A 15413-nucleotide genomic window follows, 5' to 3' on the forward strand; every position below is an offset into this window, starting at 1 on the left:
CCGAACACAGCAGTTAAGCCCTAGAACGCCGGAAGTAGTTGGGGGTTGCCCCCTGTGAGATAAGGTAGTCGCTTAGCTTTATTCCGCCATAGCTCAGTTGGTAGTAGCGCATGACTGTTAATCATGATGTCGTAGGTTCGAGTCCTACTGGCGGAGTACATAAGAAAGTGAAGATCAATTTTTATTGATCTTTTTATTTTTATCTTATAAAACTAAAGGCTCCGTTTTTATACGGAGCCTTTAGTTAACTAGTTATTTGGAAAGAATGCTTGATATAAAGCTTTAATAGCTTTTTCTTCTTGATCCTTACTTACAACGAACATAATAGAGACTTCACTAGAACCTTGTGAGATCATTTGAATATTCACTTCGTTTTCTGATAGTGCTTTAGCTGCAGTTGCGGTAACCCCTACTTGACTTTTCATTTTTTCACCGACGATCATAATGATTGAAAGATCGTGTTCGATTTCGGCGGTGTCTACTTCTAGCTTTTGCGTTAATTGTTTTAAAATTTCTTGTTCTTTAATTGGAGTAAGCTCACGTGAACGTAAGATAATGGACAGGTCGTCGATACCAGTTGGCATATGTTCCCAACTAATATTAAGATCTTCTAGTACTTGTAAAACTTTTCGACCAAACCCAACTTCACGGTTCATGAGGTATTTGGTCATATTGATACTTACAAACCCTGAATCTCCAGCGATTCCTACGACAGTTACATGATCATTTGAATGTTCCAAAACAATTCGGGTCCCTGGGTGGTCCGGATTGTTTGTATTTTTAATGACTAATGGAATTTTACCTCTGTAGGCTGGCACAAGAGCTTCATCATGTAAAACTGAAAAGCCAGCATAGGCTAATTCACGCATCTCTTTGTAAGTTAATTCAGGAATAGAATGTGGGTGTTTAATGATACCTGGATGTGCTGCAAAAATACCATTTACGTCTGTAAAGTTTTCGTATAAGTCTGCTTTTACACCTGCTGCAATGATCGATCCTGTAATGTCGGATCCACCACGAGAAAATGTACAAATATCCCCATCTTGGGTAACACCAAAGAATCCTGGAATGACAATCACTTCACTTGAATCTTTTAGTTCTTCAATTTTATCGTAACTAGATGGTAAAATACGAGCGTTAGAAGGTTCTGCAGTGACCGTGATTCCTGCCTCTTTTGGATGGATATATCTTGCTTCTAATCCATTCTGATTGAAATAGGCAGCAATGAGTTTAGCATTGTTATTTTCACCTGCTGCTAAGAATGCATCGTATGTAAATGGATTTCCTTTTTTAGGCAAATTTGTCAGATCATAGATATCTTCAGCAATTTCCTGAATAATAGAATCTTTGAGACCCAATTCTTCTGTAATGGCACGATAACGTTCAATAATCCACTGTTGTGTTTGTGTGACATCCTTATCTGAAGTAAATTCTTTATAATACCGGATCAGAGCATCTGTTACTTTTGTGTCTTCAGCGTTGCGTTTTCCTGGAGCTGATACAACTACAAATCTTCTTTCTGGATCATCTTTAATGATATTAAGTACTTTTTTTAATTGAGAAGCTGATGCTAGAGAACTTCCACCGAATTTAGTTACTTTCATATTTTCTCCTTAATAGTTTCATTAATACATTATACCAAAGTTCAGTTATTGATACAATGTATTTACAAATAGGGCATAAAATAATTGATTCTGTAGAGGGGAGAAATTGTAATTATTCAAATTTTACAATTTTGTTACATCTTATAGATATATTTTACTATTTTACTTTTTTGTGGTATGATATGTTATAATTCAAAAGTTTTAATGTCAAAATATTTTATATTTAAACAAAAGGAGTCTGTGATGTTTGAAACAATTTTGTATTCTGTCGAAAACGACCTCGCGACAATCTCTTTAAATCGTCCTGAAGTATCCAATGGTTTTAACATTCCAATGTGTCAGGAAATTTTAGCTGCCCTGGAAGATGCAGAAAAAAATGAGGAAGTAAAATTCATTATTCTATCAGCAGAAGGGAAAATCTTTTCAGTTGGTGGAGATTTGAGCGAAATGAAACGCGCAGTCGATGCGGATGACATCGAGTCTCTTGTTTTAATTGCTGAATTAGTTAATACGATTTCAAAGAAAATTAAGCAATTACCAAAACCGGTTATTATGGTGGCAGATGGAGCGGTCGCAGGAGCAGCAGCCAACATTGCAGTAGCTGTTGATTTTTGTATTATTAGTGATCGTACTAAATTTATCCAAGCCTTTGTTGGCGTTGGTTTAGCACCAGATGCAGGTGGGTTGTTCTTGTTAGGAAAAGCCATTGGCATGTCTCGGGCTACTCATTTAGTAATGACGGGTGAAGCTTTGACTGCTGAAAAGGCATTTGATTATGGCCTAGCTTATCGTGTTTGTGAATCTGAAAAACTCGATAAAACGGTTGAGCAATTGCTTAAAAAATTAAGAAGAGGATCTTCAAATTCTTATGCTGCCATGAAAGAAATGGTTTGGGAAGCGTTCTTGAAAGAATGGGACCAATATGCGGGTCTTGAATTGGATTTGCAAAAGAAACTAGCATTTACAGAAGATTTCAAGGAAGGGGTTATTGCCTACTCCGAGAAACGTCGGCCACAATTTAAAGGAAAATAAATTTGTATTTTTTCTATGTTTTGTGAAAAAATGCTTGCAAATTATTTTCATTTTTGATAAAATTTGACTATCAAAGTAAAATTAGGAGGTGGAGTTTTGAATTACCAATTAGTTAACGACTATTTAACATCCATCTTTAATAATGTTTTGGTTATTGAGGAGTCGAGTCTAAGAGCAAGTCGATTCAAAGATGTTTCTATTAAAGAAATGCATACGATCGATGTGATTGGTTCGACACCGAATGCAACCCCGAGTGATATTTCACGGGAGTTGATGGTGACTTTGGGGACTGTCACGACAAGTTTGAATAATCTTGAGCGCAAAGGGTATATCGAAAGAAGAAGATCGGAAGTTGATCGCCGGGTTGTACACTTGAGTTTAACGAAGAACGGTCGTCTACTTTATCGTCTTCATCAGCAATTCCATAAACGGATGGTCAACCAGATTATTGGAGATATGAGTCCCGAAGAGAAGAAAGTGATGCAAAAAGGATTGCAAAATCTGTATCGTTTCTTGGAGGAAATTAAATAATGGTCTTTGCTAAAATTAGTCAAGTTGCTCATTATGCACCTGACCAAGTCGTATCAAATGATGATTTGGCTGAGATCATGGATACAAGTGATGAATGGATCAGTAGTCGGACAGGTATCCTTCGGCGTCACATTTCAAAAGATGAGACGACAAGTGATCTAGCAACAGTCGTTGCACAAAGATTATTAGCAAAAGCAAACTTAGACGCTGAGAAAATTGATTTCATCCTTGTGGCTACGATTACTCCAGACAGCTTAATGCCATCAACTGCAGCCCGGGTACAAGCTAATATTGGAGCTACTCGAGCTTTTGGATTTGATCTGACTGCAGCATGTAGCGGATTTGTATTTGCATTAGCCACTGCTGAAAAATACATTTCTTCAGGTATGTACCGGAGAGGAATTGTGATCGGTAGTGAGACGCTTTCAAAAGTATTAGACTGGTCAGACCGTTCTACTTCAGTCCTTTTTGGAGATGGAGCTGGTGGTGTCTTGCTTGAAGCGAGTGATCAAAAATCGTTTTTGGCTGAAAATCTTTTTACGGATGGTAGCCGAGGTGCTAGTCTGGAGTCTTGCTATTTGGGTTTGTCTTCTCCTTATTCAGATGAAGTTTCTGATCGAAGATATCTGACCATGGACGGACGGGCAGTTTTTGATTTTGCCATTCGTGATGTCACGAAAAGTATTCAAAAAATAATAGCAGACGCCTCAATGGAAGCAGAAGAGATTGACTATTTTCTGTTACACCAGGCGAATGACCGAATGTTAGATAAGATGTCAAAGAAGCTGGGTGTCTCTAGAGAGAAAATCCCAGCAAATATGATGGAATATGGGAACACTAGTGCTGCTAGTATCCCCATTCTATTATCGGAGTGTGTCGAGAATCATCGAATCAAGATGGATGGAAGTCAAAAAATTCTTCTGACAGGATTCGGTGGAGGTTTGACATGGGGCACACTTCTTGTTACAATCTAGTTAAACATGTGGAAACACATTTTAAAAATTTATATATTATTTTTTAAGGAGGCCTATCATGGCAGTATTTGAAAAAGTACAAGAAATTATCGTTGAAGAACTTGGTAAAGAACCATCAGAAGTAACTCTTGAATCTACATTTGAAGATTTAGAAGCAGATTCGTTGGATTTGTTCCAAGTGATCTCTGAAATTGAAGATGCTTTTGACATCCAAATCGAAACTGAAGAAGGATTGTCTACAGTTGGTGACCTTGTCGCTTACGTAGAAGAAAAAACAAAATAATGATAGATGAGAGTATCGAAAGATATTCTCTCTTATTTAGGTAATAGTTTGAGGCTCAAAGAAACAATCTTTTAAACTCAAACTATTACTTAAGTGAAAAAAGAGGTAGGTATAATGCAAACACGAATTACTGAACTATTGAATATTAAATATCCAATCTTCCAAGGTGGTATGGCCTGGGTTGCTGATGGAGACTTGGCTGGAGCCGTTTCAAATGCTGGTGGACTCGGAATTATTGGTGGTGGTAATGCCCCTAAAGAAGTGGTAAAAGCTAATATTGATAGAGTAAAACAAATCACTGACAAACCATTCGGTGTTAATATCATGCTTTTGTCACCATTTGCAGATGACATCGTCGACCTCGTTATCGAAGAGGGTGTTAAGGTTGTTACAACAGGTGCCGGAAACCCAGGTAAATATATGGAGCGTTTCCACGAAGCTGGAATTACAGTAATCCCAGTTATTCCATCGGTAGCACTTGCTAAACGTATGGAAAAACTTGGAGCTGATGCTGTTGTCGCAGAAGGTATGGAAGCTGGTGGTCACATTGGTAAATTGACAACCATGGCACTTGTTCGCCAGGTTGCGGATGCGGTATCTATCCCAGTTATTGGTGCTGGTGGTGTTGCAGATGGACGTGGTATGGCTGCTGTTCTTATGCTTGGAGCAGAAGCTGTTCAGGTTGGTACTCGTTTCGCTGTTGCTAAGGAATCTAATGCACACCAAAACTTCAAAGATAAGATTTTGAAGGCTAAAGATATTGATACTGTTATTTCAGCCTCAGTTGTTGGACACCCAGTTCGTGCGATTAAGAATAAATTGGCTACAGAATATAACCAAGCTGAAAAAGATTTCTTGGCTGGTAAGAAGACTCAAGAGGAAATTGAAGAGCTTGGTGCAGGTGCCCTTCGTAACGCTGTTGTTGATGGAGATGTGGAATATGGTTCAGTTATGGCTGGACAAATTGCAGGTCTTGTTCGTAAAGAAGAAACATGTGCAGAAATCTTGGAAGACCTTTACACAGGTGCTGCCAAGGTGATTAAAGAAGAAGCTGCTCGTTGGGCAGATGTAAACGTCTAAAAACGTCGAAAGGATTAGGATAGTGACAAAACGTGCGTTCTTATTTGCTGGTCAAGGGGCTCAGAAATTGGGCATGGCGAGCGATTTGTATGCGGCTTATCCCGTTGTTAAAGAGACATTTGATACGGCTAGTCGTATTCTAGGCTATGATTTGCGTGAATTGATTGATTCTAACGAAGAAAAACTGAATCAGACACGCTATACTCAACCAGCTATTTTGACAACGTCAGTAGCCATTTATCGTCTCTTAGTAGAAAATGGTATCACTCCTGATATTGTTGCCGGCCTTTCTTTGGGGGAATACTCTGCCCTGGTTGCGGCTGGAGCTCTTTCGTTTGAAGATGCAGTAGCTTTGGTTGCGAAACGAGGTGAATTCATGGAAACGGCAGCTCCCGCTGGAAGTGGGAAAATGGTTGCTGTTATGAATACAGACCCAAGTTTGATCGAGGAGATTTGTCAACAAGCATCCGAAAAGGGTGTAGTAACACCAGCTAACTACAATACGCCAGCACAAATTGTGATTGGTGGTGAGGTTGCGGCTGTGGACTATGCTGTGGAACTATTGCAGGAAGCAGGTGCCAAACGCTTGATCCCTTTGAATGTGTCAGGTCCATTCCACACAGCCTTACTGGAATCTGCTAGTCAAAAATTGGCGGCTGAACTAGAAAAAGTATCATTTAATGATTTTGATCTTCCTTTAGTTGGGAATACAGAAGCTACTATCATGAAGTCAGAAGATGTGAAAGCACTTTTGGCCCGTCAAGTAAAAGAACCGGTTCGTTTCTATGATTCAATTGCTACGATTCAAGAATTTGGTGTAGATGAGGTCATCGAAATTGGACCTGGAAAAGTCTTGTCAGGATTCTTGAAGAAAATTGATAAAACTCTTCCAACTCATAACGTCGAAGATCAGGCTAGTCTAGATGCACTTCTGAATGCTTAAAACGAGGTAAAGATGGAACTTAAAAATAAAAATGTTTTTGTAACAGGTTCAACACGCGGAATTGGATTGGCTGTGGCTCATAAATTTGCGAGTCTCGGTGCCAATGTTGTCCTAAATGGACGTTCTGAAATTTCTGAGGACTTGCTTGCACAGTTTGCTGACTATGGTGTGACTGTTGTTGGTATTTCTGGGGATATTTCTAATGGCGAAGATGCGCAACGTATGGTGGCTGAAGCAATTGAAAAGCTTGGAAGTGTTGATGTTTTGGTCAATAACGCTGGCATCACAAACGACAAGTTGATGTTGAAAATGACTGAAGAAGATTTTGAACGGGTCTTGAAAATCAACTTGACAGGTGCCTTTAATATGACTCAAGCTGTCTTAAAACCGATGTCTAAAGCTCGTCAAGGGGCCATTATCAACATGTCCTCTGTTGTTGGTCTAATGGGGAATATCGGTCAAGCTAACTATGCGGCTTCAAAAGCTGGTTTGATTGGTTTCACTAAATCAGTAGCGCGTGAAGTTGCGGCTCGTGGCGTTCGTGTGAATGCCATTGCACCTGGTTTCATTGAATCAGATATGACTGATGCTATTCCAGAGAAAATGAAAGATGCCATGCTAGCTCAAGTGCCAATGAAACGAATTGGTCAAGCTGAAGAAGTGGCAGAAGTTGCGGCTTTCTTAGCAGGTCAAGAATATTTAACTGGTCAAACAATTGCCATTGATGGCGGCATGACTATGCAATAATGAATGCTCACTGATCGAAAATCACTTACTTAAATATCCATCCGACAAAAGGAGAATATATATGTCTACAAATCGTGTTGTTGTTACAGGTTACGGTGTAACCTCACCAATCGGAAATACACCAGAGGAGTTCTGGAATAGCCTTCATGAAGGAAAAATTGGAATCAAGCCCATTACAAAATTTGATGCTTCTGAAATTCCAGTCTTTAATGCTGGTGAAATTCAAGATTTCCCATTCGATAAATATTTCGTAAAAAAAGATCAAAATCGTATGGATACTTACTCATTGTATGCAATCTATGCTGCAATGGAAGCTATTGAAAATTCAGGCTTGAACATGGAAGAAGAAGATCGCGATCGTGTTGGTGTGATTGTATCATCTGGTATCGGTGGTTTGCAAGAATTGGAAGATCAAATTATCCGGATGCATGAACGTGGGATGAAGAGAATCCAACCAATGTTTATTCCAAAAGCTCTTTCAAACATGGGGGCTGGAAACATCGCACTTAAGATTGGGGCTCAAGGGGTATGTAAATCCGTGACAACAGCTTGTGCTTCTGCCAACGATGCCATTGGTGAAGCTTTCCGTGAAATTAAATTTGGTATGCATGATGTTGTTTTGGCAGGTGGTGCTGAAGCTTCGATTACTAAGATTGGTATCGGTGGTTTCAATGCTCTTACGGCCCTTTCAACAACAGAAGACCCAGAACGTTCATCTATCCCATTTGACAAAGACCGTAATGGTTTTGTGATGGGTGAAGGTGCAGGGGTTCTTGTCATCGAAAGTTTGGAACATGCCCAAAAACGTGGTGCTAATATTTTGGCTGAAATTGTTGGTTACGGTTCAAACTGTGATGCTTACCATATGACAACACCAACACCAGATGGTTCAGGTGCTGCTAAAGCAATTAAATTGGCTATTAATGAAGCTGGTATCAAACCTGAAGATGTCGATTATGTCAATGCGCATGGTACATCTACACCTGCCAATGAGAAAGGTGAAAGCGGAGCTATTGTTTCTGTACTTGGTAAAGAAGTTCCTGTATCATCTACGAAATCATTTACAGGACACTTGCTTGGTGCTGCTGGTGCGGTTGAAGCGATTGCTACCATCGAAGCGATTCGTCACAGCTTTGTACCAAAAACTGCTGGTACTAAAGAATTGTCTGACTATATCGAAGCAAACGTTGTTTATGGTGAAGGTCAAGAAGCGGATATTCAGTACGCTATCTCAAATACCTTTGGTTTTGGAGGACACAATGCTGTTCTGGCCTTTAAACGTTGGGAGGGTTAATTCATGAATATTTCTGAAATCAAAGATTTGTTGGCTCAATTTGATGCGTCAACTTTGCGTGAATTCTCATATAAAAATAATGGCGAAGAATTGAATTTGAGTAAAAACCAAACGAGTTCAGTTGCGGCTACACCGGTTGCTCCTGCAGTTGAAGTGGTAGCAGCTCCTCAAACTCCTGTAGTAGCCCCTGTTGTTGAAGCACCAGCAACTCCAGCTGTAGCGGCTGAACCAGTTGCTGCTCCAGCTCAGGCTGCAGAAGGTGATGTGGTTGAAAGTCCATTGGTTGGGGTGGCTTACTTGTCGCCAGCTCCGGATAAACCAGCCTTTGTATCTGTAGGAGATAAGGTCACTAAGGGTCAAACACTCTTGATTATCGAAGCCATGAAAGTGATGAATGAAGTCCCAGCACCAAAAGATGGGGTAGTCACTGAAATTTTGGTAACGAATGAAGAAATGGTTGAATTTGGAAAAGGATTGGTTCGAATCAAATGACAATTGATATTAATGCTATTCGTGAGGCTTTGCCGCATCGTTACCCAATGCTTTTGGTGGATCGCGTTTTAGAAACAAGTGAAGATACGATTGTTGCCATTAAAAACGTGACAATTAATGAACCATTTTTTAATGGACATTTTCCACAATATCCTGTTATGCCAGGTGTTCTCATCATGGAAGCTTTGGCACAAACAGCAGGTGTACTAGAGTTGTCAAAACCTGAAAATAAAGGGAAATTAGTCTTTTATGCAGGGATGGACAAGGTGAAGTTTAAAAAACAAGTCGTTCCAGGAGATCAACTGGTGATGACAGCTACTTTTGTCAAACGTCGTGGAACAATTGCTGTTGTTGAAGCGAAAGCAGAGGTAGACGGTAAGCTTGCAGCTTCAGGAACGCTTACTTTTGTAATTGGAAATTAAGAAAGGCCTATCTATGTTTCGTAAGATCTTAATCGCCAATCGTGGTGAGATTGCAGTGCGCATTATTCGTGCGGCTCGTGAACTTGGCATCGAGACGGTTGCGGTGTATTCTACTGCTGATAAAGAAGCCTTGCATACCTTACTAGCGGATGAAGCAGTCTGTATTGGCCCTGCTAAATCAACAGAATCTTATTTGAATATGAGTGCTGTCTTGTCTGCAGCTGTTCTAACAGGAGCAGAAGCTATCCATCCTGGTTTTGGATTTTTAAGTGAAAACTCAAAATTTGCGACCATGTGTGAGGAAGTGGGCATTAAATTTATTGGTCCTTCTGCTAAAGTCATGGATTTGATGGGGGATAAGATTAATGCTCGTAAACAGATGATCAAAGCAGGAGTGCCTGTTATTCCTGGATCAGATGGTGAAGTGTATACTGCTGAAGAAGCCCTCGAGATTGCAGAACGTATTGGTTACCCTGTGATGTTGAAAGCATCTGCAGGAGGCGGTGGTAAGGGAATTCGGAAGGTTGAAAAACCAGAAGATTTGGTTGCTGCTTTTGAATCTGCTTCCTCAGAAGCTCAAGCTGCTTTTGGGAATGGTGCCATGTATATGGAGCGGGTGATTTATCCGGCACGCCACATTGAAGTACAGATTTTAGCGGATCAGCATGGACATGTCATTCACTTAGGTGAACGCGATTGCTCTCTTCAACGGAACAATCAAAAAGTTCTAGAAGAATCCCCTTCAATTGCTATCGGAAAAACTCTTCGTAATCAAATTGGTTCTGCTGCTGTTCGGGCTGCTGAATCAGTTGGGTATGAGAATGCTGGAACGATTGAATTCTTGTATGATGAAGGCAAGGGTGAGTTCTACTTTATGGAAATGAATACCCGTGTGCAAGTGGAGCATCCTGTCACAGAATTTGTAACAGGAGTTGATATCGTTAAGGAACAGATTAAAATCGCAGCTGGCCAAGAATTATCCGTTACTCAAGAGGATATTGTCATTAAAGGCCATGCGATTGAATGCCGGATCAATGCGGAAAATCCTTCCTTCAACTTTGCACCAAGCCCAGGTAAGATCACTAATCTCTATCTTCCAAGTGGTGGGGTTGGCTTGCGTGTGGATTCTGCTGTGTATCCTGGTTATACGATTCCGCCATACTATGATAGTATGATTGCCAAGATCATTGTCCATGGGGAAAATCGCTTTGATGCACTGATGAAAATGCAGCGTGCTCTTTATGAGTTGGAAATCGATGGTGTCACCACCAATAGTAGTTTCCAGTTGGATTTGATCTCAGATTCGCATGTGATCGCTGGTGATTACGACACTGCATTTTTGATGGAACAATTCCTTCCAAATTATAATAAGGAATGATGAAAAAGCCTGGAGTTGTGAGGGAAGTATGAACATCATCTTCACAGTTTCAGGCTTTTATAGTAATGCTGCAGATACTGTAGCATATTATAAGGAGTAAGTAATGGCATTATTTTCTAAAAAAGATAAATATATTCGGATCAATCCGAATAGGTCAGCCTGGAAGGAGCCTCAGCCAAAACCTGAAGTTCCTGATGAACTATTTTCACAATGCCCAGGTTGTAAACATACCATTTACCAAAAGGATTTAGGTAGTGAGCGTGTCTGCCCGAATTGTGGCTATACCTTCCGTATTTCTGCTAAAGAACGCTTGGCGCTGACAGTGGATCCAGCTAGCTTTGAAGAAATGTTTACAGGAATCGAAACGACAGATCCTTTGAATTTCCCAAATTATAAGAAGAAACTAGCAGCAGTGCGGGAAATGACAGGACTGGATGAAGCTGTCCTGACTGGAACTGCCTTGATTAAAGGTCAAAAAGTTGCGCTTGGGATCATGGATTCCAACTTTATCATGGCTTCAATGGGTTCTGTAGTAGGCGAAAAAATTACTCGTTTATTTGAATTTGCGACAAAAGAAAAATTGCCAGTTGTTCTTTTTACCGCTTCCGGTGGTGCTCGGATGCAAGAAGGAATCGTGAGTTTGATGCAAATGGCAAAAATTTCTGCGGCTGTTCAACGCCATTCCAAAGAAAAATTATTCTATTTGACGGTATTGACAGATCCGACAACTGGTGGGGTGACAGCCTCATTTGCTATGGAAGGTGATATTATCATGGCAGAGAGTCAGGCCTTGGTCGGGTTTGCCGGTCGTCGCGTGATCGAATCAACTGTGCGTGAAAAATTGCCAGATGATTTCCAAAAAGCAGAATTTCTACAAGAACATGGATTTGTAGACTTGATCGTGGAGAGAAGCCAAATCCGAGCAACAGTTGGACAATTATTGGCCCTTCATGGAGGTAAACATGAGTAAAATAACACAGATTATTAAAGAAGCACGTGACCAAGGAAGATTGACTGCTCTTGATTTTGCTCAAGGAATTTTTGATGATTTTATCGAATTGCATGGAGATCGAAACTTCCGTGATGATGGTGCGGTGATTGGTGGGATTGGACGCTTAGGCGATCAAACGGTTACAGTCGTTGGGATCCAAAAAGGAAAAAATCTTCAGGATAATCTAAAACGTAATTTTGGACAACCACATCCAGAAGGCTATCGAAAAGCTTTGCGCCTCATGAAGCAAGCAGAGAAATTTGGCCGTCCAGTTGTGACCTTTATCAATACAGCGGGTGCTTATCCTGGTGTTGGTGCTGAAGAACGAGGACAAGGTGAAGCCATTGCCCGTAACCTTATGGAAATGAGTGATTTAAAAGTGCCGATTATCGCGATTATCATCGGAGAAGGTGGTTCTGGTGGTGCCTTGGCTCTTGCTGTAGCAGATAAGGTTTGGATGCTTGAGAACTCTATCTATGCAGTCTTGAGTCCAGAAGGTTTCGCCTCTATTCTTTGGAAAGATGGAAGTCGTGCCATGGAAGCAGCAGAGTTGATGAAGATTACTTCTCACGAATTGTTAAATATGGAAATTGTCGATAAGGTGATTCCCGAGCATGGATTTTCAAATGGAGAACTACTGGCTCAAGTGAAGAAGGAATTACAGGAAGAGTTAAAGGTTTTACAAGCCTTGCCTCTCGAAGATCTTTTGGAGCAACGCTACCAACGTTTTCGTAAATATTAAAAAACTGAGCTTGCAATTTGCAAGACTCAGTTTTTTTAAACTTTATTTTGGTGCGATGACTTCTGCGCCACCCATGTATGGGCGAAGGACTTCTGGAATGGTCACAGAACCGTCTTCGTTTTGATAGTTTTCAAGAATAGCAGCAACGGTACGTCCGACAGCCAACCCAGAACCGTTCAAAGTGTGAAGGAGTTTTACCTTGCCATCTGCTTCATCACGGTAGCGGATTTGCGCACGGCGAGCTTGGAAATCTTCTGTATTGGAACAGCTTGAGATTTCACGGTAGGTGTTTTGCGCTGGAATCCATACTTCTAAGTCGTAAGTCTTGGCAGCTGAGAAGCCCATGTCTCCCGTTGAGAGAGCTACTACACGGTATGGAAGGTTCAGTTTTTGAAGGATATTTTCAGCATTGACAACCATTTTTTCCAATTCACCATATGAATCTTCTGGTTTGGCAAATTTCACCATTTCAACCTTATGGAATTGGTGCAAACGGATCAATCCACGAGTATCACGACCAGCTGAACCAGCTTCTGAACGGAATGATGGACTCATAGCGGTGAAGTAGATTGGAAGGTCTTTCCCATCAAGAATTTCATCGCGGTAGTAGTTTGTCAAAGGAACTTCAGCAGTTGGAATGAGGACATAATTAGTATCGCTAAGTTCAAAAGTATCTTCCTTGAATTTTGGATATTGTCCAGTACCAAACATAGAATCATGGTTGACCATGTAGGGTGTGATGACTTCAGTGTAGCCTTCCTTGCCATGTTCGTCCAACATGAAGTTGTAGATAGCGCGTTCTAAGCGAGCTCCAAGACCTTTGTAGAAGAGGAAACGAGCACCAGTAACTTTAGCCCCGCGTTCCCAGTCAAGGATATCAAGGCCTTCTCCTAAATCCCAGTGTGCTTTTGGTTCGAAGCCAAATTCACGAGGTGTTCCCCAACGACGAACCTCAACGTTGTCATCCTCATCCGCTCCAACAGGGACACTATCAGCAGGGATGTTTGGAAGGGTAGTAGTGAATTCAGTTAATTTGGCATCGATTTCAGCCAATTCTGTATCCAATGCTTTGACTTCTGCAGAGAGGGTTTGCATGGCAGCAATCTTATCATCTGCATTTTCCTTGTTGCGTTTAGCTTGTGCGATTTCAGCAGATACAGTGTTACGCTCTGCTTTGAGATTTTCTACTTTGACTAAGATATCTCGACGTTTGGCATCGATTTCTTTCATTTCATTCAAAATAGCTGCATCTACGCCACGTGTTGCCAATTTTTTAGCAACCGCATCAAAGTCTGTACGAATTCGTTTAATATCTAACATAGCTTCTCCTTTAACAAAAAACACACCTGTTAGAGTGTTGGAGTGGCATAGCCACGGTTCCATCCAACTTCACAGGTGTGCACTTGATTCGATATTGTATTTTAAAGAAACGGTAGAATTTCAATTAAGATTTCTATCTGCTCGCAGCAACCGCAGACTTTCTGAAAGAACCTCTTAACTTACTTATCCGTTTGCGTCTATTATACAAGAAAAGATCCTATTTTGCAAATAGATTTTTAATTTTAGCCGTGATGATTTGGATCAACGTAGGAAGTTTGACAATTTTATCATTTCCTAGATGTTCCCGAGCAATCTTTAAAATTTTTCCAGAGTCTTTTGAAGCAAAGAGAAATTTTGATTCTCTGGTATAGATTTCAAAATGGCGGCTAATTTTACGTCCGGATACATTGGCTCCGATTCGCTCGATTTCTTGCCAGGGAATTTGGATGTAGTCTTCTACATTTGCATCCGCATAAAATTCAAAAGCGGCATTCCCGACTAGGATTTTTCCAACCTTTCCCCCCACTCCAAGGTAAGAAACCCCTGTAGTATGGAATTCAACGGTTTTATTCAATGATTGAGCCATGAGATCCTCCTGTATTGCTATTCACTCCATTATATCATAATAAAAAGAAGGCCGAAACCTTCTTTTTAGTTGATCTTTGCTTACATCAAGCCAGCAACGTGTGCTAATACACCGATTACAAAGAGAGCGATGATGATAGTGATTGGAGATACTTTTTTCTTCAACAACCACATACAAGCAAAAGTAAGAAGTAATCCCATCAAACCAGGAATCAAAGAATCCAAGTTTTGTTGGAAAGTCGTAACTTTTTCAGGTGTTTGAGAGAGACCTGAGCCAACTTGAGCGAAGGCTTCTTGGATACCCTTGTATCCTTCAGGAAGTTTATCCCAGTGGATATAAGCTTTGTCGTCTAATTTGACAGAAGAAACATTAAAGATGAATTTAATAGATACCCAACGTTCTACCAAGACAGCGAGGATGAACATCCCAAGGATAGAAGCCCCTTTAGTGATATCTTGCAAGATCCCACCAGACATATCTTTGGTAATTTCAGAACCTGCTTTGTAGCCAAGTTCTTGCGTGTACCACAAGAAGGCCATACGAATCGCATTCCATGCGATAAAGAAGATGAGTGGACCAAGGATATTACCAGACGCAGCAAGTGATGCACCAAGAGCCCCAAGAATTGGACGGACAGTGAACCAGAAGACTGGATCTCCGATACCCGCCAAAGGACCCATCATACCAATTTTAACCCCTTGGATGGCAGCATCGTCAATAGCGGCACCGTTTGCTCTTTCTTCTTCAAGAGCAAGCGTTACCCCGATGATAGGAGCGGCAACGTATGGGTGAGTGTTAAAGAATTCCATGTGACGCTCAAGAGCAGCCGCTTGGTCTTCTTTCTTTGTGTAGAGTTTTTTGATAGCTGGGATCAATGAGTATGCCCAACCCAAGTTTTGCATCCGTTCATAGTTCCAAGAACCTTGCAAGAAGGTTGAACGCCACCAAACTTTTTGACGATCTGATTTAGATAATTGTAATTTTTCAGTCATGA

Annotated in this window: 17 protein-coding genes and 1 tRNA gene; 14 read left to right on the plus strand and 4 right to left on the minus strand. The window is 40.8% G+C overall.

All coding sequences use genetic code 11. The features are described from left to right. Positions 1 to 82 precede the first annotated feature (82 nt). Positions 83 to 156: transfer RNA gene (locus P5Y91_RS06155), tRNA-Asn, on the plus strand. 92 nt (positions 157 to 248) lie between these two features. Here the strand turns inward: P5Y91_RS06155 and P5Y91_RS06160 are convergent. Then, positions 249 to 1604: an aspartate kinase gene (locus P5Y91_RS06160; RefSeq protein WP_031575152.1), complete on the minus strand. Its 1356-nt coding sequence runs from the start codon at positions 1602 to 1604 to the stop codon at positions 249 to 251. Positions 1605 to 1844: 240 nt separating this feature from the next. Between P5Y91_RS06160 and P5Y91_RS06165 the strand changes: the two genes are divergently transcribed. The 13 genes from P5Y91_RS06165 (at position 1845) to P5Y91_RS06225 (ending at position 12513) form a co-directional block, all read left to right on the plus strand. Continuing rightward, a complete protein-coding gene (locus tag P5Y91_RS06165; protein WP_049482583.1) occupies positions 1845 to 2636 on the plus strand; it encodes an enoyl-CoA hydratase in 792 nt (263 codons plus the stop codon). Between the two features lie 96 nt (positions 2637 to 2732). Then, positions 2733 to 3167, plus strand: coding sequence for a fatty acid biosynthesis transcriptional regulator FabT (gene fabT, locus P5Y91_RS06170; RefSeq protein ID WP_003003993.1), 435 nt, complete (start codon positions 2733 to 2735; stop codon positions 3165 to 3167). Next, the gene (locus P5Y91_RS06175) at positions 3167 to 4141 is read left to right on the plus strand and encodes a beta-ketoacyl-ACP synthase III (protein WP_277839164.1); all 975 of its coding nucleotides are present in this window, start codon (positions 3167 to 3169) and stop codon (positions 4139 to 4141) included. Before fabT ends, P5Y91_RS06175 begins: the two co-directional genes overlap by 1 nt. A gap of 58 nt (positions 4142 to 4199) precedes the next feature. Further along, complete coding sequence (locus tag P5Y91_RS06180) at positions 4200 to 4424, plus strand: acyl carrier protein (RefSeq protein ID WP_003003892.1); 225 nt, start codon at positions 4200 to 4202, stop codon at positions 4422 to 4424. Between the two features lie 114 nt (positions 4425 to 4538). Further along, entirely contained in the window at positions 4539 to 5504 is a 966-nt protein-coding gene (gene fabK / locus P5Y91_RS06185) for an enoyl-[acyl-carrier-protein] reductase FabK (protein WP_037608323.1), read from the plus strand. 22 nt (positions 5505 to 5526) lie between these two features. Continuing rightward, a complete protein-coding gene (gene fabD, locus P5Y91_RS06190; RefSeq protein ID WP_003010459.1) occupies positions 5527 to 6447 on the plus strand; it encodes an ACP S-malonyltransferase in 921 nt (306 codons plus the stop codon). A gap of 12 nt (positions 6448 to 6459) precedes the next feature. Next, positions 6460 to 7194 carry a 3-oxoacyl-[acyl-carrier-protein] reductase gene (fabG, locus tag P5Y91_RS06195; RefSeq protein ID WP_003010456.1) on the plus strand — a complete coding sequence of 245 codons (735 nt, stop codon included), beginning with the start codon at positions 6460 to 6462 and terminating at the stop codon, positions 7192 to 7194. A gap of 61 nt (positions 7195 to 7255) precedes the next feature. Beyond that, positions 7256 to 8488, plus strand: a complete 1233-nt coding sequence (gene fabF / locus P5Y91_RS06200) for a beta-ketoacyl-ACP synthase II (RefSeq protein WP_003010454.1) — start codon at positions 7256 to 7258, stop codon at positions 8486 to 8488. Between the two features lie 3 nt (positions 8489 to 8491). After that, positions 8492 to 8980 carry an acetyl-CoA carboxylase biotin carboxyl carrier protein gene (accB, locus tag P5Y91_RS06205; protein ID WP_003010451.1) on the plus strand — a complete coding sequence of 163 codons (489 nt, stop codon included), beginning with the start codon at positions 8492 to 8494 and terminating at the stop codon, positions 8978 to 8980. Beyond that, positions 8977 to 9402 carry a 3-hydroxyacyl-ACP dehydratase FabZ gene (gene fabZ, locus P5Y91_RS06210; RefSeq protein WP_277839165.1) on the plus strand — a complete coding sequence of 142 codons (426 nt, stop codon included), beginning with the start codon at positions 8977 to 8979 and terminating at the stop codon, positions 9400 to 9402. The genes accB and fabZ overlap by 4 nt, the downstream gene beginning before the upstream one ends. A gap of 13 nt (positions 9403 to 9415) precedes the next feature. Then, positions 9416 to 10780 carry an acetyl-CoA carboxylase biotin carboxylase subunit gene (locus tag P5Y91_RS06215; RefSeq protein ID WP_003003860.1) on the plus strand — a complete coding sequence of 455 codons (1365 nt, stop codon included), beginning with the start codon at positions 9416 to 9418 and terminating at the stop codon, positions 10778 to 10780. Positions 10781 to 10883: 103 nt separating this feature from the next. Next, entirely contained in the window at positions 10884 to 11750 is an 867-nt protein-coding gene (gene accD, locus P5Y91_RS06220; protein ID WP_003003810.1) for an acetyl-CoA carboxylase, carboxyltransferase subunit beta, read from the plus strand. Beyond that, the gene (locus P5Y91_RS06225) at positions 11743 to 12513 is read left to right on the plus strand and encodes an acetyl-CoA carboxylase carboxyl transferase subunit alpha (RefSeq protein WP_023920222.1); all 771 of its coding nucleotides are present in this window, start codon (positions 11743 to 11745) and stop codon (positions 12511 to 12513) included. Before accD ends, P5Y91_RS06225 begins: the two co-directional genes overlap by 8 nt. A gap of 42 nt (positions 12514 to 12555) precedes the next feature. Here P5Y91_RS06225 and serS read toward each other — a convergent pair whose 3' ends face one another. From serS to P5Y91_RS06240, 3 genes are all read right to left on the minus strand, one after another. After that, on the minus strand, positions 12556 to 13833 hold the full coding sequence (gene serS, locus P5Y91_RS06230; protein ID WP_269796215.1) for a serine--tRNA ligase: 1278 nt from the start codon (positions 13831 to 13833) through the stop codon (positions 12556 to 12558). Between the two features lie 217 nt (positions 13834 to 14050). Next, entirely contained in the window at positions 14051 to 14419 is a 369-nt protein-coding gene (locus P5Y91_RS06235) for a DUF956 family protein (RefSeq protein ID WP_023920226.1), read from the minus strand. 80 nt (positions 14420 to 14499) lie between these two features. Next, a complete protein-coding gene (locus tag P5Y91_RS06240; protein ID WP_003010435.1) occupies positions 14500 to 15411 on the minus strand; it encodes a PTS system mannose/fructose/sorbose family transporter subunit IID in 912 nt (303 codons plus the stop codon). Positions 15412 to 15413: the final 2 nt, after the last annotated feature.

This window comes from Streptococcus taoyuanensis, assembly GCF_029589235.1.
Taxonomy (GTDB): Bacteria; Bacillota; Bacilli; order Lactobacillales; family Streptococcaceae; genus Streptococcus; species Streptococcus taoyuanensis.